The organism is Streptomyces sp. CHD11 (assembly GCF_018638295.1).
Classification (GTDB): Bacteria; Actinomycetota; Actinomycetes; order Streptomycetales; family Streptomycetaceae; genus Streptomyces.
This window is the reverse complement of record NZ_JABTTS010000010.1, coordinates 124,487-145,088: the sequence shown is the minus strand read 5'-3', so window position 1 is coordinate 145,088 and position 20,602 is coordinate 124,487. Positions and strand designations below refer to the sequence as shown.

Below are 20,602 nucleotides of genomic sequence, written 5' to 3'. Positions count from 1 at the left end.
ACACCGGGCGGCCCGTGCTCGCGGGGCGCCCGTACGCTTGCTCGGTGTGAGACGCAGACGGGCGGTGCCGCCCCCTCCCCTGCCGCAGCGCGACGGTGTGGACGCCGTGCGGGTCCGGCTGCCCGCCGGGGGGCAGTGGGCCACGGTGCGGGAGCATCTGGTGGGGCGGCTGGCGGCCGGCGCCGGAGTGGTCGACGGGATGTTCGCCGCCGGTTCGATCGTCGGGGCGGACGGGCGGGCGGTGCCGGCGGACACACCGTACGCGCCCGGGATGTTCCTCTGGTTCCACCGGGAGCCGCCCGACGAGGTCCCGGTGCCGTTCCCGCTGGAGGTCGTCCACCGGGACGAGCACATCGTCGTCGTCGACAAGCCGCACTTCCTGGCCACCACCCCGCGCGGCGGCCACATCACCCAGACGGCGCTCGCCCGGCTCCGCCGTGAGCTGGGCGTCCCGGAGCTGAGCGCCGCGCACCGCCTCGACCGGCTCACCGCGGGACTGACGCTGTTCACGGTGCGGCCCGCGGAGCGCGGCGCCTACCAGACGCTGTTCCGCGACCGTCTGGTGCGCAAGGAGTACGAGGCCGTCGCCCGCCACGACCCGGCGCTGGAACTGCCCCGGACGCTGCGCAGCAGGATCGTGAAGGAGCGCGGGGTCCTGACCGCCGAGGAGGTCGAGGGCGAGCCCAACGCGGTGACCCGGGTGGAGCTCGCCGAACACCGCCCGGACGGTCTGGGCCGGTACCGGCTGGTGCCCGGCACCGGGCAGACCCATCAGCTGCGGGTCCATATGAACGTCCTCGGTGTACCGATCCTCGGCGATCCCCTGTATCCCGTGGTGACCGGCCCCGTACCGGCCGGTGACTTCCGGCGTCCGCTGCAACTGCTGGCGCGGAAACTGGAGTTCACCGACCCGGTGACGGGCGTCGAGCACCGTTTCACCAGCGGCCGGGTGCTCGCGGCCTGGGCCTCGTACGAGGAGTGGGCGGCCGCTCAGTAGCCGCGCCACCAGCGCAGCAGTCGCTGCCACGCGTTCCGCGGCGGGGCGGGTTCCGTCAGCGGCTCCGGCGGAGGCGGCGGCACGGGCACGGGCACGGGCGGCTCGGCCTGCGGTGCGGCTTGCGGTACGGCCTGCGGTGCGGACGCCGCCGCGGTCTTCGCCCGGCCCCCGCCGCCGATGTGCCAGTCCCGCTGCACGGGCGCCTCGTTCTCGTGGCTCGGCCGCTGCGTCTCGTCCTGCTGCGGCCGGGGCGTGAAGTACACGGGCAGTTCGACGAGATGCCGCGAGGCGATGGACTCGGTGAAGTACAGCTCCTCCTCGTCGACGCGCAGTTCGACGTCCGGCAGCCGCATGAGCAGAGCGTCGACGCCGACTTCGGCGATGGTGCGGCCGATGTCCTGACCGGGGCACTCGTGCGGACCGCCGCCGAAGGCAAGGTGCGAGCGGTTGCCCATCATGTCGGCGGTGGGGTCGGGGCGTACCCGGGGGTCGACGTTGGCCGGCGCGGGTGCGAACAGCAGTCCGTCGCCCTTGCGGATGCGCCGGCCGCCGAGCTCCGTGTCCTGCTTGGCGAAGTAGGCGAAGATCGTGCTGAACGGCGGCTCGTCCCAGAGCAGTTGTTCCACCGCCTGGGGCACGGTCATCTGGCCGCCGTTGAGCTGGGAGCGGAAGCGCGGGTCGATCAGCACCTGGCGCAGGACGTTGGCGAGGAGGTTGGCGGTGGCCTCGTAGGCGGCGATCAGCACCACACGGAGGTGCTGGCCGACCTCCTCGTCGGTCAGTCCGGCGGGGTGGGAGACGAGGTGGCCCGCGAAATCGCCGAGGGGCTCGGCACGGCGGCGTACGGTGAGGCGTTGCAGGGCTCCCATGATGTACGCGTTGCTGGCGATGGCGGTCTCGGTGCCCCGGAGCATGTCACGGGCGGCCTCGACGATCCGGTCGTTGTACTCGTCGGGCATGCCCAGGACATGGCACATCACGGCCATCGGCAGATGCTCGGCGTACTGGCCGACGAGGTCGGCCTCGCCCGCCTCGCAGAACCGGTTGACGACCCGCTGGACGCTGCGGTTGACGTGCCGGCGCAGACCGCGGAAGTCGGTGGCCGCCACCGCGGCGTCGATGGCGCCGCGCAGCCGCAGGTGCTCGTCGCCCTCGGCGTGGGCGCACATCGGCTGCCAGGCGATGTGCGGCATCAGCGGGTGGTCGGGCTTGACCAGGCCCTCGTTGAGCGGGGACCAGATGCGGCTGTCCTTGCAGTACTGCGCCGGGGTGCGCACCAGTTGCTGGCTCTCGGTGTGTCCGAGGACCACCCACATCGGTACGTCGTCGTGGATCAGCACGGGCGCCACCGGGCCGTGTTCGGCCCGCAGCTCCTCGTACAGCTTGCGCAGGTCCTTCGACTCGTGCAGCCGCTGCAGCCCGCCGGGGCCCGGGTCGTGTGCGGGGCAGCCGGGCGGCGGTCCGGGCCGGGGGCCGTCCGTGCCGGCCGGGGAGTCTCCCGTCAGGGAAGGGGGTTCAGGCGTCACAGTGGTCGCTCCGAGAGGGGGGAACAGGTGTCTGGTCCGGGAAATGGGGGGTGGATCCGGCGGTCAGGTGAGCGAGCCCGTCATGGCGAGCGAGTGCAGGAACCGCATCAGGGTCATCAGGACGTCACGGCTGGAGGCGCGGCGCCGCACATCGCACTCCACGATGGGGATCTGCTCGGACAGGTCGAGGGCGGACCGCAGATCGGAGATGGCGTAACGCGGGCCGTCCGGGAAGGAGTTGACGGCGACGACGAACGGTACGCCGCGTTCCTCGAGGCGTCCCATGACGTCGAAGCTGACTTCGAGGCGGCGGGTGTCGACCAGGACGACCGCGCCGAGCGCCCCCTCGAACAGTCCGTTCCACAGGAACCAGAACCGCTCCTGGCCGGGGGTGCCGAAGAGGTACAGCACCAGCTGGTCCGTGATCTTGATGCGTCCGAAGTCCATGGCGACGGTGGTGGCCGTCTTGGACGCGGAGCCGAAGTTGTCGTCGACCCCGACGCCGGCCTGCGTCATGGTCTCCTCGGTGGTCAGCGGCCTGATCTCGCTGACCGAGCCGACCATGGTCGTCTTGCCGACTCCGAATCCGCCCACGACGACGATCTTCACCGCGGCCTCGGCCGTATGCGGCAACTGATCCTCGGCCCGGGGTCCCGGGATGGTCTCAGAGCCTTTGTAGTCCATGCATCACCGCTTCGAGAAGGGAACGGTCGGGGAGCGCCTTGCGGACGATCGACGAGCGCGCCTGGACCAGTTCCGCCGCCAGCATCTCGGTGAGCAGCACGGTCACCACGCTGAACGGCAGGCTGAGGTAGGCCGACAGTTCGGCCACGGACAGGGGGGCGACACAGAGCCGGAGCAGTGCCGCCTGCTCGGGGGTGGCGGAGGGCGGGGGGTCCGGGGAGCGGGCCACGATCAGCGTCACCAGGTCGATGTCCGCCCGGTCACCGTCCGGGCCGGTGACCACGTACAGCCGCTCGGGGTTGCCGCCCGGACCCTTCTTCCCGGCCGGTGCGGCCCCTTGCGGAGGGGGGCCGTCCTGGGGGGAGCGCCTCTGGCGTTTCGGAGGAGTCATACGGTCTGCCCGTTCCGTCGCGGCGGACTGGTCAGATGGGCGCCGATGCGGACGACGAGGTCGCGCATCATGCCGCCCATGCGGCCGGGTTCACAGGTCATGTCGGAGAGCACCGCGAGATAGGCGTTGGCGCCGGCCGCCATGAGGTAGAAGTAGCCCTCGTTGATCTCGATGAGCACCATTTTCATCTGGCCGTCGCCGTGCGGGAGTTCCTGGGCGACGGCCCCGGCGAGGCTCTGCACGCCCGCGCAGGCCGCGGCGACCCGGTCGGCGGCGTCCGGCTCACCGCCGTAGCGGGCGATGCGCAGGCCGTCGGCGGAGAGCACCACGATCATCTCGACGCCGGGTACACCGTCGGCGAGCTCCTTGAGCATCCAGTCGAAGTTGGCTCGCTGCTGGATCACTTGGGGTTCCCCTCGTCATCGGCCTCGGTGCGGGCCGGTTCGTTGATGAGATGCAGGTAGGCGGTCGGGTTCCGGGTGAAGTCGGTGGGGTGGACCCCCGGGTCAAGGTCCTTCTTCAGGCCGTCCCAGAAGGCGTCGACCCACAGCCCGGGTTCGCGGTCGTTCTGCTTCTTCTTCTCGGGCTCGGGTGTGGCCCAGATGTCGTGGTACTCCTCGCCCCGCTCCTTGGCCTCCCGCTCGGCGCGCTCGGCGGCCGCCTGCTCGGCGTAGCGCTGGGCCAGCGGCGTCTTCACCCGGCTGCGGCGCTGCGGCAGACCGCCGGCGGTCCACTCGGTGACCTCGGGGACCTCGTCGTCCATCGGCACCGTGTCGGGGATGCGGGGGCTGGTGGGGCGGCGCCGCTTGGGGGCACGCTCCGGGCCGGGAAGGGCGTCGACCGGGCGGGGCACGGCGGTGGCCCCGATACCGTGGGCGAGACCCACTCCGGGCTGGTCGGTGATCATCTCGCTCGGCACGATGAGTACGGCGCGGACCCCGCCGTACGCGGAGGCGCGCAGGGAGACCTGCATGCTGAACGCGGTGCAGAGCCGGCCGACGACGGCGAGGCCGAGACGCGGGTTGGCGCCGATCTCCTGGAGGTCGACACCTCGCTGGGCCTCCTCCAGGATGCCTTCGATGCGGGCGCGGGCCTGCTCGTCGAGGCTGACCCCGGCGTCCTCGATCTCGATGGCGACGCCGGTCTGCACCTCCGTGGCGGTGACGCTCACCTTGGAGGTCGGCGGCGAGTAGCGGGTGGCGTTGTCGAGGAGTTCGGCGGCGGCGTGGATGACCGGCTCGACGTAGATGCCCTTGATGTTGATCTTGGCGATCGACTTCAGGTCGATGCGGCGGTACTCGAGGATGCGGGACATGGCGCCGCGCAGCACGCTGTAGAGCGCGACGGGCTGGGGCCACTGGCGGCCGGGGCGGCCGCCGCCGAGGACGGAGATGGAGTCGGCGAGGCGGCCGATCAGCGCGGTGCCGTGGTCGATGCGCAGCAGGTCGTCGAAGACCTCGGGGTTGCGGCCGTGGTCCTCCTCCATCTCGCGGAGTTCCTTGGCCTGCTGGTGGACGATCGCCTGGACGCGGCGGGCGATGCTGACGAAGGAGCGCTGCGAGGAGTCACGCAGGTTCTCCTCGTCGTCGATGATCTTCAGCATCGTCCTGAGCAGTTCGGTCTGGTACTTCGGCAGGTCGCGCCAGGCCGGGTTGAGGTGTGGCAGGCCGCGCATCACCTCGTCGGGGTCGTTGCCGCTGTGCAGGTAGTCGAGCGACGCGGGGACGACCTGCTGGGTGAAGTACTGCGTCTCCGTGTCGTGGGCGGCGATCCGCGCCTCCAGATACGCACGGTGACGGTCGTACTCGGTCCGGGCCTCGCGCAGTTGCCGGCCGCGGCGCACCGCCTCGGCCGCGGCGGCGGCCACCAGGAGGGTCGCGACTGCGCCGCACACCCCGACCGCGGTCCGGGCGGGCTCCGCCACCAGGGCGACAGCGGCCCCGGTCGCCGCGGCCATCACTATGGCCGGCAGCAACAGCACGCGTGCATAAGGAAGTTGGACACTCGCCATGTGAGCCCTCTGAAGCGAATCGACTGATGACCGGGGGAACGTGCACATAGGGGAACAAGCGCACGAATTCATATCAACTGGGTGCGCTGCGGGCGAGCTTAGTCCGACGGGATCATCGCCATGTCATATTCAGCAAGTGCCGGAAATGACCTCTGAGGCAGGAGTACGCTCAGGGAATTTACACACTCCGCCGCCATTCGAACACAGCGTGTCACTCCGTGCGGACGTGCGAGAACCACTCACCGTCACGGGTGAGGACGGCCGTCCGGGCCACCTGATCCTGCCCCCGGACGGGGCCGATGATGCGGTCGGTCCAGGGGCGGGAAACGCACCGGCCCGGCGCGCACGGGGCGCGCCGGGCCGGGGAGGGCCATCGGGGGGAGGGCCATCGGGGTCGGAGCCCGGTCAGCCCACCGAGGAGTAGGCGACCACGCCGCGCAGCAGACTGTCGACCGCCTTGCGGGCGTTCCTGGCGACCGTCGAGCCCTCGACGGCCGGGGCCGCGGCCGAGATCTGGCCGAGCACGTCGATGACCTGCTTGCACCAGCGCACGAAGTCACCTGCCGGCATCTCCGCCTCGCGCAGCACCTCGTCGAGGCCCGTACCCGACGCCCACATGTAGGCGGCCCAGGCGAAGCCCAGGTCGGGCTCGCGCTGGCCCACGCCCTCGGTCTGGCTGATCCTGAAGTCCTCCTCCAGGGCGTCCAGCCGCCCCCAGATGCGGACCATCTCGCCGAGCGCCGCCTTGGCCCTGCCCGACGGCAGCTTGGGCGCCATCGCGTCGTCGGCGACCCGGGCCTCGTACACCAACGCCGAGACGCAGGCGGCGAGTTCGGCGGGGCCGAGCCCCTCCCAGACGCCCTCGCGCAGACACTCGCTGGCCAGCAGGTCGAGTTCGCCGTACAGCCGGGCCAGCCGCTTGCCGTGCTCCGTGACCTCGTCGCCGCGCAGATAGTCCATCTCGGTCAGCAGCGCGACGATCCGGTCGAAGGTGCGGGCGATGGTGTTCGTCCGGCCCTCGATGCGGCGCTCCAGCTGCGAGGTGTCACGCAGCAGCCGGTGGTAGCGCTCGGCCCAGCGGGCGTGGTCCTCGCGGTCCTGACAGCCGTGACACGGATGCGCCCTCAGCTCCTTGCGCAGCCGCGCGATCTCCCGGTCGTCCGCGGCCTGGGCACGCTTCTTGCGGTGCCGCTCCGGAGCGATGTGCCCGGCCTTGGTGCGCAGCGCGGAGGCCAAGTCCCGGCGGGACTGGGGGGAGCGCGCGTTGAAGGACTTGGGGATCCGCATCCGCTCCAGCGCCTCCACCGGCACCGGGAAGTCGACCGACGCCAGCCGCTTGACCTGCCGCTCCGCGGTCAGCACCAGCGGACGCGGACCGTCGTGGTACTCCACGCCCCGGTGCCCGCCCGCGCGGCCGGCGGGCAGCCCCGGCTCGAGCACCAGCGCCAGCCCCGCGTACTTGCCGGTGGGTACGTGGATGATGTCACCGGGTCTGAGCTTCTCCAGCGCGACGGCGGCCTCCGCCCGCCGGTGCGCCGCGCCCTGCCGGGCCAGTTCGGTCTCCCGGTCCTTCAGTTCGCGGCGCAGCCGCGCGTACTCCTCGAAGTCGCCGAGGTGACAGGTCATGGAGGCCTTGTAGCCCTCGAGCCCCTCCTCGTTGCGCTGCACCTGGCGCGAGATGCCCACGACCGACTTGTCCGCCTGGAACTGCGCGAAGGAGGTCTCGAGGAGCTCACGCGAGCGGTGCCGCCCGAACTGCTCGACCAGGTTGACCGCCATGTTGTACGACGGCTTGAAGCTGGAGCGCAGCGGATACGTGCGGGTGCCGGCCAGTCCCGCCAGGTGGTCGGGGTTCATGGCGCGCTGCCACAGCACGACCGCGTGGCCCTCGACGTCGATGCCGCGCCGGCCCGCCCGGCCGGTCAGCTGGGTGTACTCGCCGGGGGTGATGTCGGCGTGCTGCTCGCCGTTCCACTTGACGAGCTTCTCCAGCACCACCGAACGGGCGGGCATGTTGATGCCGAGGGCGAGCGTCTCCGTGGCGAACACGGCCTTCACCAGCCCGCGCACGAACAGCTCCTCCACGACCTCCTTGAAGGTCGGCAGCATGCCCGCGTGATGGGCCGCGATGCCGCGCTCCAGGCCCTCCAGCCACTCGTAGTAGCCCAGGACGTGCAGGTCCTCGCGCGGGATGGAGGACGTGCGCTCCTCCACCAGGGAGCGGACCCGCGCCCGCGCCTCGTCGTCGTTGAGCCGCAGGCCCGCGTACAGGCACTGCTGGACGGCCGCCTCGCAGGCGGCGCGGCTGAAGATGAAGGTGATGGCCGGCAGCAGACCCTCGGCGTCCAGCCGCTCGATGACCTCGGGCCGGCTCGGGATCCACACCCGCGAGCGCTGCCTGCGCTCGCGCTCCCGGTCGGCCTCGCGCACGCTGCCCCGCCCACGCTTGCGGTCGCCCCAGGACGGGCGGCTCGCCTCCAGGCGCGCCATGCGCGTCAGGTCGGGGTTGACGGCCCTCCTGCGGCCCTCGCCCTCCTCGAACAGGTCGTACATCCGGCGTCCGGCGAGCACGTGCTGGAACAGTGGCACGGGCCGGTGCTCGGAGACGATCACCTGCGTGTCACCGCGGACGGTGTCCAGCCAGTCGCCGAACTCCTCCGCGTTCGACACCGTCGCCGAGAGGGAGACCAGGGTCACCGACTCGGGGAGGTGGATGATCACTTCCTCCCAGACGGCGCCGCGGAAGCGGTCGGAGAGGTAGTGCACCTCGTCCATCACCACGTAACCGAGGCCGAGGAGCGTCTGCGATCCGGCGTACAGCATGTTCCGCAGCACCTCGGTGGTCATCACGACCACCGGGGCGTCGGAGTTGACGCTGTTGTCGCCGGTGAGCAGACCCACCTTCTCCGTGCCGTAGCGACGGCACAGGTCGGCGTACTTCTGGTTCGACAGCGCCTTGATGGGGGTGGTGTAGAAGCACTTCATGCCCTGCTCGAGGGCGAGGTGGACGGCGAACTCGCCCACGATCGTCTTGCCGGAGCCGGTGGGCGCGGCGACCAGCACCCCCTTCCCTGCCTCGAGTGCCTGACAGGCCTCGATCTGGAAGGGGTCGAGGCCGAAGTCGTACATCTCGCGGAAGGTGGCGAGCGCCGTGGCCTGCTCGGCAGCGCGCCTGCGTGCCGCCGCGTACCGCTCGGCCGGTGAGAGATCGTCTGTCATCGTGCTTTCGAGCGTACCGGGCCGCGCCGACAACAGGACGATCATTATCGGGAACCCGCCCCGCGGGCGGCGGGGCCCGCCGGATCAGGGGCCGACGACCCGCAGGGCACCCGGCACGCACCGCGCGGTCAGCGGCAGCGGCCCCACCGGCTCCCCGTCCGCGTAACCGGTGACGTCCCCGGCCTCCAGCCCGACGCTCGCCGCGCGCAGCACGGTGATCGCGGGGTGGTCGACGTGGGTGCCCCGGTAGACCCGCGGGAACACCCGCAGCAGCGTGGCCCGGCTGCACTCGCCCACCACCGTGATGTCGAACAGCCCGTCGGTGAGATCCGCTCCGGGGCATATCCGCATCCCGCCGCCGTACGACGGTCCGTTCCCGACGGCCACCAGGGTCGCCTCGACCTCGCGGACCTCACCGCCGTCCAGGGTGATCCGGTACGGCAGCGGCCGGAAGGCGGCCAGTTCTGCGACCATCGCGACGTCGTACCTGAGCCGCCCGAGCGGCAGTCGCATCCGGTTGCCGCGGTCGTTCACCCGGGAGTCGAAGCCGGAGGCGAGCACGGCTCCGAACCAGCGCTCCCCGATCCGGCCGAGATCGATGTCACGGACCCGGCCGCACCTGAGGGCGTCGGCGATCATCCGGCCGGCCGCGGCCGGCTCCCGCAGCGGCATGCCGAGCGCGCGGGCGAAGTCGTTGCCGGTTCCGGCGGCGACCAGGCCGAACGGGGTGCCGGTCCCGACGACGGCCTGCAGGGCGAGGTTCGCCATCCCGTCACCGCCCACGGCGATCAGCGCGCCGGTGCCCTCAGCGATCGCGGTGCGCGCCCTGTCCAGGGCGTCCCGGGGGTCGTCGCCGGCGACGGTCCGCACCGAGAAGCCGGCCTCCCGCAGCGCGGCAGCGGCCGGCAGCGCCGCGCGGGCGCCCCGGCCGCGGCCCGCGGTGGGGTTGACGAAGAGGGTGATCTCGCTGGTCACGGGGATGACCCTATGAGCTGCGAGCCGGTCCTCAGGTCACGTCGTCATAACCGTTGACCCGGTCCTTGGTCGTCTGCTCGGGCAGGGTGGCCACCGGTTCCGCCGGGTCGACGTCCTCCGGGGTCAGGTCCAGCTCGGACGCCTCGTCGTCGGCGGGCCCCATGGCCTCGATGCGGCGCCTGCGGCGGTCGTTCAGCAGGGCCACGGCGACCGCCCCGAAGTACAGGATCCAGATCGGTCCGGCGAGCGCGATCATCGTCAGCGGGTCGGTGCTCGGTGTGGCGATGGCCGCGAACAGCGTGATGCCCATGATCATGCCGCGCCACCAGCCGAGCATCCGCTTGCCGGTCAGCGCCCCGGTGAAGTTGAGCATGATCAGCAGCAGCGGCAGCTCGAAGGAGAGCCCGAAGACGACCACCATGCGCGTGACGAGGTCGAGCAGGTCGTCCAGCGGCAGCAGGTTGTCGACGTTGCCGGGCGTGAAATCGATGAGCACCTTGGCGGTGGTCGGCAGCACCCGGTACGCGAAGTAGGCGCCGCCGAGGAAGAGCGGGAAGCCGGTGGCGACGAACGCGTAGGCGTACTTCTTCTCGTGGCGGTGCAGACCGGGGGCGACGAAGCCCCACAGCTGGTACAGCCAGACCGGCGCGGCGAACACGATGCCGGCCATGAGGGAGACCTTCAGCGCCAGCGTGAACGGCGTGAGCAGGCCGTTGATGGTGATCATCGCGCACGGCTGCGTGTCGTCCCGCGTCGAGCGGGACAACTCCTCGAAGGTCTGGCCGCAGCCGACCGACTTGAGCACCGGGTCGGTGAAGAAGTTGATGATGTCGTTGTAGAAGAAGGCCGCGACGACCGTCACCAGGACGATGGCCAGCAGCGCCTTCGCAAGCCGGTTGCGGAGCTCACGAAGGTGCTCCGCGAGGGGCATCCGGCCCTCGGGATCCCTCTCCTCCTTGCGGGCAGACTTGAGCAACCCACGTTCCCATCTCGTGCGGCGGGCCGGTGTGTGCACCGGCCCTGCGTCAGCGCTTGGTCGTGTCCGTCGGCTCCGCCACCGGGCGGGAGCTGGTCACGTCGCCGGGGGCGGCCTGGATGGTGCGCTGCGCCGCGGGCTCCTCCCCGGGGGCCGGCGGGTCGGCGGGAGCGGAGGACTTGTCCTCCTTCATCGCCTTGGCCTCGCTCTTGAGGATGCGGGCCGACTTGCCGAGGGACCGCGCCATGTCCGGCAGCTTCTTCGCACCGAACAGCAGGATGACGACTACGAGGATGAGAATGATCTCGGGTGCGCCGATCTTGCCACCGAACATAAGTCTTTACCTTCTCACCGAGGCTGCTGGGGTGGGGGCTGGCCGACTGGGTCGGGCATGTGTCCGAACCAGTGTGCTGTCAGCGATCGTAACGCTCGGGGGTGAACGTGAGGCAATCCCCTTGCGCACTCCCGTCCGCGACCCGGGCCTCATTCTCCGCGCCGCGACCAGCAGCGTACCTTCCACGCCCCGCGCGCCGACAGGCCACAGCGCCCCCGCACGCCGCCGGCGACGGCCAAGGGCACCGCAGGGGCCCGGCACGGGTGGGCACGCAGGGCACCCGCCCCGCGGGCCGGGGAGGGAGCGGGACGGCCCCCCGCGGGCACCGGGCTGCGCGACAATCCCCTGCCCCGCCTCGACCGACGGCAGCCCGGCCCGTACCGGTGCCGCAAGCCCCCGAGCACGCTCCACCGCGCACCCGACCGCCGAGGCGCGCAGCGGGCCTGCGTCCCTCAGAGCGCCTCGGCGGACCGCGCCGCCCCACCGGCCGCCCGCTCCAGGTCCTCCGCGGCCCGGCTGATCCGCCGTGCCGAGTCCGTGACCTGCCGCCCCAGCCGCTCCGCCTCGACGAAGACCCGGACGGCGAGCACCCCGAGCACGAGCACACCCAGGAACCCCACGGCAACCGCGAACATCGGCCAGAACATGGGAGCGAGCCTAGACGGTCGAGTGCAGCCGCAGCGTCCGCACCCCGCCCCCGGTCAGCAGCTCCACGATCCGCTCCCCCGCCGGCTTGCGCACGGCGACCCCGCACCGCGGGCAGGTGAAGGAGTAGAACGTCGTACGACTGCTCGCCCCGATGGCCAGTCGCAGCGCACTCGCGGCGAGTTCGAAGCGCTCCCGGCAGTCCGGACACCCCGCCCGGAACATCACCGGGGCCACGCTTCTCATTCCGGCGAACGCGGACGCCGCCGTCATGCCCCGCACCCCAGGGGTCGCCGACTCGCTCAAAGCCCTCGCTCCTGACTGTCGTCCTGCCCGTCCCGCACCGGCCGCCGTCCGCCCGGCCGGCGTGCGGCCACTCATCCGGCCGCCTCGACCACGTCGTACGCCCCGCCCCCGTCGTACGCCGCCAGCGCCTCCCGGGCGGCCCGCCGGGCACTGTCGGCCAGCTCCGCCGGCTCGACGATGCGGCCGTCGCGGCCGAGCCGCAGTGCCAGCCGTCTGAGCGAGGCCGGGTCGGGTGTGCGCAGGGTGATACGCAGCCCGCCGTCGGCAAGCTCATCCGCGCTGTCGTGCGGGTAGTACTCGGCGACCCAGCGCCCGCCCGGCGCGACCTCGACCACCACTTCCGGATCCTCGGCAGCGGGCTGCACCAGCCCCTCCGACAGGTCCCGCAGTTCGACCTCGGGCGGCGCGGACGGCTCGTCGAGGATCCTGATCTCGGCCACCCGGTCGAGCCTGAAGGTGCGGCGTGCCTCGGAGCGGCGGCACCATGCCTCGACGTAGGTGTGGCCGACGCTGACCAGCCGGATGGGATCGATCTCCCGCTCGGTGACCTCGTCACGCGCGGGCGAGTAGTAGCGGATCCACAGTCTTCGGCGCTCGGCGATGGCGCGGTCGACGTCCGCGAAGACACCGCCCTCGGACTCGAAGGTCACCGACAGCCGGGAACTGGCGCCCGCCGCCTCCCCCGCCGCCGTCTCCACCTTCGCGGTGGCCCGCAGCAGCGCCTGCCGGTCGCTCTCGCGCAGACCGGGCAGGGTCGCCACGGCACGGGCGGCGACCAGCAGCGCGGTGGCCTCGTCGGCCGCGAGCCGCAGTGGCTCGGCGGCGTCCGCGCCGAGGGCGGCCGGGTTGTGCCACCAGATGCGCTCGCCGTCGGTGTCGATGTCCAGCAGATCGCCGCCGCGGAAGCTGGTGCCGCACATGGGCAGCACATCGAGGTCGGAGACCAGTTCGTCCTCGGTGATGCCGAAGGCGCGCGCCACGTCCTCGATCCGGGCTCCGGGGCGCTCGCGCAGATACGTCACCAGGGAGAGCATCCGCCGGGTCTGGTCGATGGCGTTCACGGGCCTGACCGGTTTGCCTGCCACGTTGTTGTCCGTTCCCCCTCAGCCCTTGGCCACGGCGCGCAGCCGGTCCACCACGTCGGCCCGCAGCTCGGCGGGCTCGAGGACCACCACGTCGGGCCCGAACTCCACCAGCCAGGCGTCCAGGCCGTGCCCGTACGGAATCTCCAACTCGTCCCAGCCGTCGCCGAGTTCCCGGACCGCGGTGGCCTTCGCCCGCAGCGGGTAACCGGCGTCGGAGCGCAGCCGGATGCGCGCCGAGCGGTCGGCGGTCTCCCCGGCCCAGCTCGCCACGGTCTCCCGTACGGTGACGACGTCCGGCACCGGGACGGTGTACCGGCCGCTGCGCGAGCGCACCTTGCCGGTGATGCGGGAGAGCCGGAAGACCCGCTCGGCGCGCCGGTCACGGTCCCAGCCCGCCAGATACCAGTGGCCGCGCCAGCACTCCAGCGCCCACGGTTCGACATGCCGGGGCTCGGGCTGGGCGGCGTTGGCCTTGCGGTAGTCGAAGACGACCGGCCGCCGGTCCCGGCAGGCCAGCATCAGCGGCTCGAAGGCCGCCTCGTGCACGGGGATGCGCGGTTCGAGCGCGCTGTGGGCCCCGTACGGGTCGACGTCCTCGGGGAGTCCCGCGGCGCGCAGTTTCTGCAGGGCGCCGCTGGCCGCTCCGGCGAGCCGGGCCTGCTGCCACACCTTGGCGGCGAGCCCGAGTGCGGCGGCCTCCTCGGCGTCGAGGGTGATGGCCGGCAGCCGGTTGCTGTCACGGCGGGCCAGGTAGCCGGTCTCCCCGTCGAGGTTGTCGACGGTCTCGATCACCAGTCCGAGTTCGCGCAGATCATCCTTGTCACGCTCGAACATGCGATTGAAGGAGTCGTCCGAGCCCGCTTCGAGATAGGCCTCGATGGACTCACGCAGCTCGCGCTTGCTGAGCGGCCGCCGGGTCCCGAGCAGACACAGCGCCAGATTCATCAGCCGCTCGGCCTTGGCAATGGCCATCGACGCGCTCCGCCTCCCTATGGTGCTTACGATCGATGACCGTACCGCCCCGCGGCGGCGGGGTAAAAGCGGAGGGCCCATGCCCGGACAGGCATGGGCCCTTCCCGATCGACTCCGGTCGGATCAGACGCCGAGCAGGTCGACCACGAAGATCAGGGTCTCACCGGGCTTGATCGCCGGGGTGGGGCTCTGGTTGCCGTAGGCGAGGTGCGCGGGGATGGTCAGCTGACGGCGGCCGCCGACCTTCATGCCCTGCACGCCCTGGTCCCAGCCCTTGATGACCCGGCCGCCGCCCAGCGGGAAGCGGAAGGGGTTGCCACGGTTCCAGCTGGCGTCGAACTCCTCGCCCGTGCTGAACGCCACTCCCACGTAGTGAACGGTGACGGTGTGACCCGCCTGGGCCACCTCGCCGTCGCCCTCCCAGATGTCCTTGATCTCGAGGTCCGCCGGGGGCTCGCCGCCCGGGAAGTCGATCTCGGGCTTGTCGATGCTCACGTCTAACGCTCCTGCTTGTCTGCGGAAAGGCGAACACGCACAGTCTTACATCTCACGGCGTCACAGCTTCGCAAGGATGTCGACCGAGAAGACCAGCGTGGAGTCCTTCTTGATGTCGCTGCCCTGCGGCGGGTTGTCCCCGTATCCCAGCTCCGGCGGGATGACGATCAGGACCCGGCTGCCGACCTTCTTGCCGGTCAGCCCCTGCGCCCAGCCCTTGACGACCTGCTGGAGCGAGAACGACGTCAGCTGCCCCCGGCCGTAGGTGGAGTCGAACTCCTTGCCCCCGTCCCACAGCACCCCCTTGTACTGCACGAGGACGCTGTTGTCGGCGCCGACCTCCTCGCCGTCACCCTCGAGGACATAGCCGGCCACGAGCTTCTTCGGCGGATCGGTGTCGGGCACCTCGATGGAGGGCGCCTTGCCGTCCGTGTTGGCGCCGACCCTGGGCAGGTCCTTGTTGTCCTGCGCCACCTCGCTGCCCTGGGCGGAGCTCTTGGCGTTGAACGCGTCCTGCACGTCGACCACGAAGACCAGTGTGTCGGTGCCCTTGATGCCCGCCTGCTCGTTGCCCTGCTCGCCGTAGCCCCAGGTGGGCGGGACGGCCATCTGCACGCGGCTGCCGGTCTTCTTGCCCGTGAGCGCGTACCGCCAGCCGTCGATGATGCTGCCCTGGGCGAGCTGGATGGCCAGCGGGCTCTTGCGGTCGTAGGAGTTGTCGAACACCTTCGCGGTGCTCCAGACCTGGCCCAGGTAGTGGGCCACGACGAAGTCGTTCTCGGCGACCGTCTTGCCGCCGCCCGCGATGACCGTCTTGACCGCGAGGTCCTTGGACGGGTCCCCGCTGCCCTTGGCGACCGTCGGCTTCTCCCCGAACTCCGTGCCCGCCGTGATCGCCGGGAGCGGGCCGTCCACGATCTTCGGCGGCGCCGCCGGGGACCCCTCGGGCGCCGAGGGCGACGCGCTGTCGCCGGCCTCGTCCGAGTCGGACTCGCCGCCGCCGCACGCGGCGAGGGTGGCCAGTCCAGCGGGAACGGCAATGAGAAGTGAGCGTCGGCGCACGGTGGGGGCCTCGTAATCATCGATCTTGTGGATGGCGTCCGCGCAACTCTACGGCGTGAGAAGGGCGCCGCACGGTGTAACGTACGGCGCCCGTGTGACGTTCCGGGTCTTCCGGGATCCCTGACGGAACGTGTTTCTCACATTCCGGCGATCAGCTTCTCCACCCGCTCGTCGACCGAACGGAACGGGTCCTTGCACAACACCGTGCGCTGGGCCTGGTCGTTGAGCTTGAGGTGCACCCAGTCGACGGTGAAGTCCCGGCGCTGCTCCTGGGCCCGCCGGATGAAGTCGCCCCGCAGCCGGGCCCGAGTGGTCTGCGGCGGCACGGACTTGCCCTCGAAGATCTTCAGATCATTGCAGATCCGGGCGGCTTGTCCCCTCTTCTCCAACAGGTAGTACAGACCCCGGCGCCGGTGGATGTCGTGGTAGGCGAGGTCTATCTGCGCGACCCTGGGGTGCGACATGGTCATGTTGTGCTTGGCCCGGTACCGCTCGAGGAGCTTGTACTTCATGACCCAGTCGATCTCGGTGCCGATGCGGTCGAGGTCCTCGGACTCGATCGAGTCCAGCGTCCGGCCCCACAGCTCCAGCACCTGCTCGACGGTGCCGGTGCGGATGCCCCGGCGCTCGACGAAGTCCACCGCCTTCTCGTAGTACTCGCGCTGCACCTCCAGCGCGGAGGCCTCCCGGCCACTGGCCAGGCGCACCTTCCGGCGCCCGGTGATGTCGTGACTGACCTCGCGGATCGCCCGGATCGGGTTCTCCAGGGTGAGGTCACGCATGACGGTGCCCGCCTCGATCATGCGCAGCACCAGGTCGGTGGCGCCGACCTTGAGCAGCATGGTCGTCTCGGACATGTTCGAGTCGCCCACGATGACGTGCAGCCGGCGGTAGCGCTCGGCGTCCGCGTGCGGCTCGTCGCGCGTGTTGATGATCGGCCGGGAACGGGTCGTCGCGGACGAGACGCCCTCCCAGATGTGCTCGGCGCGCTGGCTGACGCAGTACACGGCACCGCGCGGCGTCTGCAGCACCTTGCCCGCACCGCACAGCAGCTGGCGGGTGACCAGGAAGGGGATGAGGATGTCCGCCAGCCGGGAGAACTCCCCGTGCCGGGCGACGAGATAGTTCTCGTGGCACCCGTAGGAGTTTCCGGCGGAGTCGGTGTTGTTCTTGAAAAGGTAGACGTCGCCCGCGATTCCCTCCTCGTGCAGGCGTCGTTCGGCGTCCACCAGGAGTCCTTCGAGAATGCGCTCGCCGGCCTTGTCGTGGGTGACCAGCTCGGTCACGTTGTCACATTCCGGCGTTGCGTATTCCGGGTGTGACCCCACGTCGAGATAGAGGCGGGCGCCGTTCCGCAGAAAGACGTTACTGCTTCGGCCCCATGACACGACTCGGCGGAAGAGGTACCGCGCCACCTCGTCAGGCGACAGGCGGCGCTGTCCCCTGAACGTGCACGTGACGCCGTACTCGTTCTCCAGCCCGAAAATGCGGCGGTCCATGAGGGAACATTACGCCCGATCCCCCGAGCTCAAACGAGGTTTCAGGGCACGGTTCGGATCATTTTCCGAACCGACCGCAACCACCGCTCTCCCACCGGGAATCGCCAATACCCGTCCGGTGGCGATCAAAACCAGCAGCGACACGCCGCCCGCGGCGCCCGGCACGACGAACCCCCACAGCGCCCCGCCGGCCTCGACCACCGGGCCGGTGAGTCCCGTCCCGACCGACGCGCCCACGGTGAAGGTCGTCACCAGCCAGGAGAACGCCTCCGTGACCGTCCCGCGCGGCGCGTGCCGGTCCACGAGCACGAACGCACAGGCGATCGCCGGCGCCAGGAAGAGACCGGCGACCACGGTGAGCAGTGTCATGGCCACCACGCCCGGCATCAGCATCAGCGGCAGGTAACACACCGCCAGCAGGGCCACCAGCACCTGGAGCCGCCGGGCGGGCTCACCGGCCCACTCCCTCGCCCCGTAGGCCAGACCGCCGATCAGGGCACCCAGCCCGATCCCCGCCATCAGCCAGCCGTACACCTGGTCCCCGCCGTGCCCGTCCGCGTACGACAGGGCCGCCACCGTGATGGAGCCCAGCGCCACCCCCACGGCCAGGAAGGCACCCAGCAGCGCCAGCAGTCCCGGCGAACGCAGCGCGCCCAGCCAGTGCGCCTCGCGCGGCGCCGACCGCCAGGCGCGCGAGGGCGGTGAGACGACGACGGACAGGGCGCCCAGCACCCCGATGACGTTCAGCACGAGCAGCGCCGCCTGCGCGGACCACAGCGAGGCGCACACCGTGACCAGCAGCGGCCCGACGGTGAACATCACCTCCTGGGCCACGGCGTCCATCGCGTAGGCCCGGTGGACATGGTCCTGCCGGGGCAGCACGGAGGCCCACAGCGCCCGCAGCCCGCCCTCCAGGGGCGGGGTGAAGAGTCCCGCGGCGGCCACCGCGCCGTAGGCCACCACGGGCGACCCGGTGCCCACCAGGGCGAACACGGTCATCGCCAGCGCCGACAGCACGGCGGCCGGCAGCTGTACCCGCGGCTGTCCCCGGAGATCCACCAGCCGCCCGAGCACGGGCTGCCCGACGGCGTTGGCGACGCCGTACACCGCCGCGAGGGCACCGGCCAGGCTGTACGAGCCGCCTTCCGCGCGCACGAACAGCACGATCGCGAGGGCGGCGGTCGCGTTGGGCAGCCGCCCCACGAGTGTGCCGGCGAGCAGCCGGGTGGCGTGCCGCGCCCGGAGGATCTCCAGGTATCCGGTGGCCATTCCGGCGTCCCCCTTGGAAGTGTTACGTATAACTAAGGTGTTCATACGTACCATGTCGGCTGGTCACCAGTCCAGACGAAGGAGCGGCCGACGATGCCCAGAGCCGGCACCCGCCCCACGAGCCGGGACGTCGCCCAGGCCGCGGGCGTCTCCCAGGCGGCGGTCTCCCTGGTCCTCGGCGAGAAGTGGCGCGGCCGGGTTTCACAGGCCACGGCGGAGCGCGTCCGCGAGGCCGCGCGCACCCTGGGCTACCGCCCCAACCTGGCGGCCCGCAACCTCCGCCTCGGCCGCACCCGCACAGTCCTGCTGGTCGTCCCCGCGCTCACCACGGAGTTCTTCGCCGGCGTCTACACGGGAGCGGCCCGGGTGGCCTCCCAGCACGGCTTCGGGGTGGTCCTCTACCCCTCCCCCGAGGGCATCGGCCCCGCCCGCGACCCGTTCGCCTCCGCCCAGGCCGCCCTGGACGGCGTGATCGCCTCCTCCATGGCAGCGGAGGCCCTGACCGCGATCCGCGGCGACCAGCTGCCGCTGGTGATGCTGGACAGCGACCCCGCGGCCAGTGTCGGCGCGGCCACGGTCAACCTCGACATCGCCGGCGGTGTCCGCCAGGTCACGGACCACCTCCTCGGCCTCGGCCACCGCCGCTTCCTCCACCTGGCCGCGGACGTGGCGTCCTGGACCTTCGAGGTCCGCGCGCGGGAGCTGGTGGCGCGGCTGCGGGAGGTTCCGGGCGCGTCGTTGCGCACGGCGCGGGCTCCGATCTCCATCCGGGGCGCGGAGGCGGCGGCGGAGACGGCCCTCTCCGGCAGCGTGCAGCCCCCGACGGCCGTGGTCTGCGACGACGATCACCTGGCGGCCGGGACGTACAAGGCGGCGCGGCGGCTGGGGCTGAGGATCCCCGAGGACCTGTCCGTCACCGGGCTGGACGATCTGGCGCTGGCGACGGCGATCGATCCGGAGCTGACGACGGTCCGTCTGGACGCGGAGCTGTTCGGGGAACGGGGCATGGCGGCGCTGCTCGCGGTACTGGAGGGCCGTGCCCCCGCGGCGGGTGACATCCCTGTCGACCTGGTCGTACGTGGCTCGACGGCGCCCCCGCGGTGAGGGGGCCCCGCGCCTCGCGGCTGTTGCCGTGAGGCGCGGGCCGTGTCACCCGCCACCGGCGTGGCTGTGGGCGGGGGCGTTGCGCAGCCCGGCGCTCACGGAGTGCCGTCGCGCCGTACGACGCGCACCCCACTGTGGTGGCCGGGCGCCTCGTGCGGGCACGCCGGTGGCCTTTGCGCGCCCGGCGCGGAGGGCGCTGCGCCGAGTTACTCGACGTCACCGCCGGAGCCGGTCTCCGGGCCCCCCGCCTCTGCCTCCGTATCCGCGTCCGACGCCGTCTCCGCGCCGCCGGCCTCCAGCAGGCGCCCCAGCTGCCGCCCTCCGATCCGCCTGAACTTCCGCTTCTGCGGCCGCGTGCGGTCCAGTACCGCGACCTCCAGCCGCTCAGCGGGAATCTCCCGCTCGCTGCCGTTGGTGTCGCGGGAGAGGGACTGCACCGCCAGTTCCAGCGCCTCCGCCAGCGTCATCCCGTCCCGGTGCCGCTGGTCCAGGTACCCGCTGATCTGCTCCGCGTTACCGCCCACCGCCACCGAGCCGTGCTCGTCCACGATGGAGCCGTCGTGCGGCAGCCGGTAGATCTGATCGCCCTCCGGGGTCTCCCCGACCTCGGCCACCACCAGCTCCACCTCGTACGGCTTCTCCGCCGCACTCGAGAAGATCGTCCCCAGCGTCTGCGCGTACACGTTCGCCAGACCGCGGGCCGTCACATCGGCCCGGTCGTAGGTGTAGCCCCGCAGATCGGCGTAGCGCACGCCACCGATCCGCAGGTTCTCGTACTCGTTGTACTTACCGGCCGCGGCGAACCCGATCCGGTCGTAGATCTCGCTGAACTTGTGCAGCGCACGGGACGGGTTCTCGCCGACGAACACGATGCCGTCGGCGTACTGCAGCACAACGAGGCTGCGTCCACGGGCGATGCCTTTGCGGGCGTACTCCGCCCGGTCGGCCATCGCCTGCTGAGGTGAGACATAGAACGGCGTCGACACCGGTTATCCGTCCCTTTCTGTCGAAGTCACTGGACCACCCTGGAACAACCGAACAACCCGCCCGCG

Annotated in this window: 20 protein-coding genes; 2 read left to right on the top strand and 18 right to left on the bottom strand. The window is 71.4% G+C overall.

Annotated elements, in window-relative coordinates; genetic code table 11:
* Positions 1-46 precede the first annotated feature (46 nt).
* Positions 47-997 carry an RluA family pseudouridine synthase gene (locus HTV45_RS13540; RefSeq protein ID WP_215205986.1) on the top strand — a complete coding sequence of 317 codons (951 nt, stop codon included), beginning with the start codon at positions 47-49 and terminating at the stop codon, positions 995-997.
* On the opposite strand, the gene HTV45_RS13535 is transcribed toward HTV45_RS13540, so the two are convergent.
* The 17 genes from HTV45_RS13535 to HTV45_RS13455 all read right to left on the bottom strand — a co-directional run bounded on the left by HTV45_RS13535 (position 991) and on the right by HTV45_RS13455 (position 18,446).
* A complete protein-coding gene (locus HTV45_RS13535) occupies positions 991-2,523 on the bottom strand; it encodes a cytochrome P450 (RefSeq protein WP_215205985.1) in 1,533 nt (510 codons plus the stop codon). The two genes, HTV45_RS13540 and HTV45_RS13535, sit on opposite strands and share 7 nt — an antisense overlap.
* Positions 2,524-2,586: 63 nt before the next feature.
* Positions 2,587-3,207 (bottom strand): ATP/GTP-binding protein, encoded by a 621-nt coding sequence (locus HTV45_RS13530; protein WP_215205984.1) that lies wholly within the window; start codon positions 3,205-3,207, stop codon positions 2,587-2,589.
* Positions 3,188-3,598, bottom strand: coding sequence for a DUF742 domain-containing protein (locus tag HTV45_RS13525; RefSeq protein WP_215205983.1), 411 nt, complete (start codon positions 3,596-3,598; stop codon positions 3,188-3,190). The genes HTV45_RS13530 and HTV45_RS13525 overlap by 20 nt, the downstream gene beginning before the upstream one ends.
* Positions 3,595-4,002 (bottom strand): roadblock/LC7 domain-containing protein, encoded by a 408-nt coding sequence (locus HTV45_RS13520; RefSeq protein WP_215205982.1) that lies wholly within the window; start codon positions 4,000-4,002, stop codon positions 3,595-3,597. The genes HTV45_RS13525 and HTV45_RS13520 overlap by 4 nt, the downstream gene beginning before the upstream one ends.
* Positions 3,999-5,609: an ATP-binding protein gene (locus tag HTV45_RS13515; RefSeq protein ID WP_215205981.1), complete on the bottom strand. Its 1,611-nt coding sequence runs from the start codon at positions 5,607-5,609 to the stop codon at positions 3,999-4,001. The genes HTV45_RS13520 and HTV45_RS13515 overlap by 4 nt, the downstream gene beginning before the upstream one ends.
* Positions 5,610-6,014: 405 nt before the next feature.
* Complete coding sequence (locus HTV45_RS13510; RefSeq protein ID WP_215205980.1) at positions 6,015-8,873, bottom strand: RNA helicase; 2,859 nt, start codon at positions 8,871-8,873, stop codon at positions 6,015-6,017.
* Between the two features lie 39 nt (positions 8,874-8,912).
* Positions 8,913-9,803 (bottom strand): diacylglycerol kinase, encoded by an 891-nt coding sequence (locus HTV45_RS13505; RefSeq protein WP_215205979.1) that lies wholly within the window; start codon positions 9,801-9,803, stop codon positions 8,913-8,915.
* A gap of 31 nt (positions 9,804-9,834) precedes the next feature.
* A complete protein-coding gene (tatC, locus tag HTV45_RS13500; protein ID WP_215205978.1) occupies positions 9,835-10,779 on the bottom strand; it encodes a twin-arginine translocase subunit TatC in 945 nt (314 codons plus the stop codon).
* A 49-nt stretch (positions 10,780-10,828) separates the two neighbouring features.
* A complete protein-coding gene (gene tatA, locus HTV45_RS13495; protein WP_215205977.1) occupies positions 10,829-11,113 on the bottom strand; it encodes a Sec-independent protein translocase subunit TatA in 285 nt (94 codons plus the stop codon).
* A gap of 452 nt (positions 11,114-11,565) precedes the next feature.
* On the bottom strand, positions 11,566-11,760 hold the full coding sequence (locus tag HTV45_RS13490; RefSeq protein WP_215205976.1) for a hypothetical protein: 195 nt from the start codon (positions 11,758-11,760) through the stop codon (positions 11,566-11,568).
* A gap of 10 nt (positions 11,761-11,770) precedes the next feature.
* Positions 11,771-12,064, bottom strand: coding sequence for a phage terminase large subunit family protein (locus tag HTV45_RS13485; protein WP_228967677.1), 294 nt, complete (start codon positions 12,062-12,064; stop codon positions 11,771-11,773).
* A 71-nt stretch (positions 12,065-12,135) separates the two neighbouring features.
* Positions 12,136-13,149 carry a YafY family protein gene (locus HTV45_RS13480; RefSeq protein ID WP_215205975.1) on the bottom strand — a complete coding sequence of 338 codons (1,014 nt, stop codon included), beginning with the start codon at positions 13,147-13,149 and terminating at the stop codon, positions 12,136-12,138.
* A gap of 18 nt (positions 13,150-13,167) precedes the next feature.
* A complete protein-coding gene (locus tag HTV45_RS13475) occupies positions 13,168-14,121 on the bottom strand; it encodes a YafY family protein (RefSeq protein WP_215205974.1) in 954 nt (317 codons plus the stop codon).
* 123 nt (positions 14,122-14,244) lie between these two features.
* Positions 14,245-14,616, bottom strand: coding sequence for an FKBP-type peptidyl-prolyl cis-trans isomerase (locus HTV45_RS13470; protein ID WP_215205973.1), 372 nt, complete (start codon positions 14,614-14,616; stop codon positions 14,245-14,247).
* Between the two features lie 60 nt (positions 14,617-14,676).
* Positions 14,677-15,678 carry an FKBP-type peptidyl-prolyl cis-trans isomerase gene (locus HTV45_RS13465; protein WP_215205972.1) on the bottom strand — a complete coding sequence of 334 codons (1,002 nt, stop codon included), beginning with the start codon at positions 15,676-15,678 and terminating at the stop codon, positions 14,677-14,679.
* Between the two features lie 137 nt (positions 15,679-15,815).
* Positions 15,816-17,177: a Pup--protein ligase gene (pafA, locus tag HTV45_RS13460; RefSeq protein ID WP_103546365.1), complete on the bottom strand. Its 1,362-nt coding sequence runs from the start codon at positions 17,175-17,177 to the stop codon at positions 15,816-15,818.
* Positions 17,178-17,186: 9 nt separating this feature from the next.
* Positions 17,187-18,446, bottom strand: a complete 1,260-nt coding sequence (locus HTV45_RS13455) for an MFS transporter (protein WP_215205971.1) — start codon at positions 18,444-18,446, stop codon at positions 17,187-17,189.
* Between the two features lie 93 nt (positions 18,447-18,539).
* Here HTV45_RS13455 and HTV45_RS13450 point away from each other — a divergent pair, with 93 nt between their 5' ends.
* Positions 18,540-19,550, top strand: a complete 1,011-nt coding sequence (locus HTV45_RS13450; protein ID WP_215205970.1) for a LacI family DNA-binding transcriptional regulator — start codon at positions 18,540-18,542, stop codon at positions 19,548-19,550.
* Positions 19,551-19,756: 206 nt separating this feature from the next.
* Here HTV45_RS13450 and prcA read toward each other — a convergent pair whose 3' ends face one another.
* Positions 19,757-20,536, bottom strand: coding sequence for a proteasome subunit alpha (prcA, locus tag HTV45_RS13445; protein ID WP_215205969.1), 780 nt, complete (start codon positions 20,534-20,536; stop codon positions 19,757-19,759).
* Positions 20,537-20,602 lie beyond the last annotated feature (66 nt).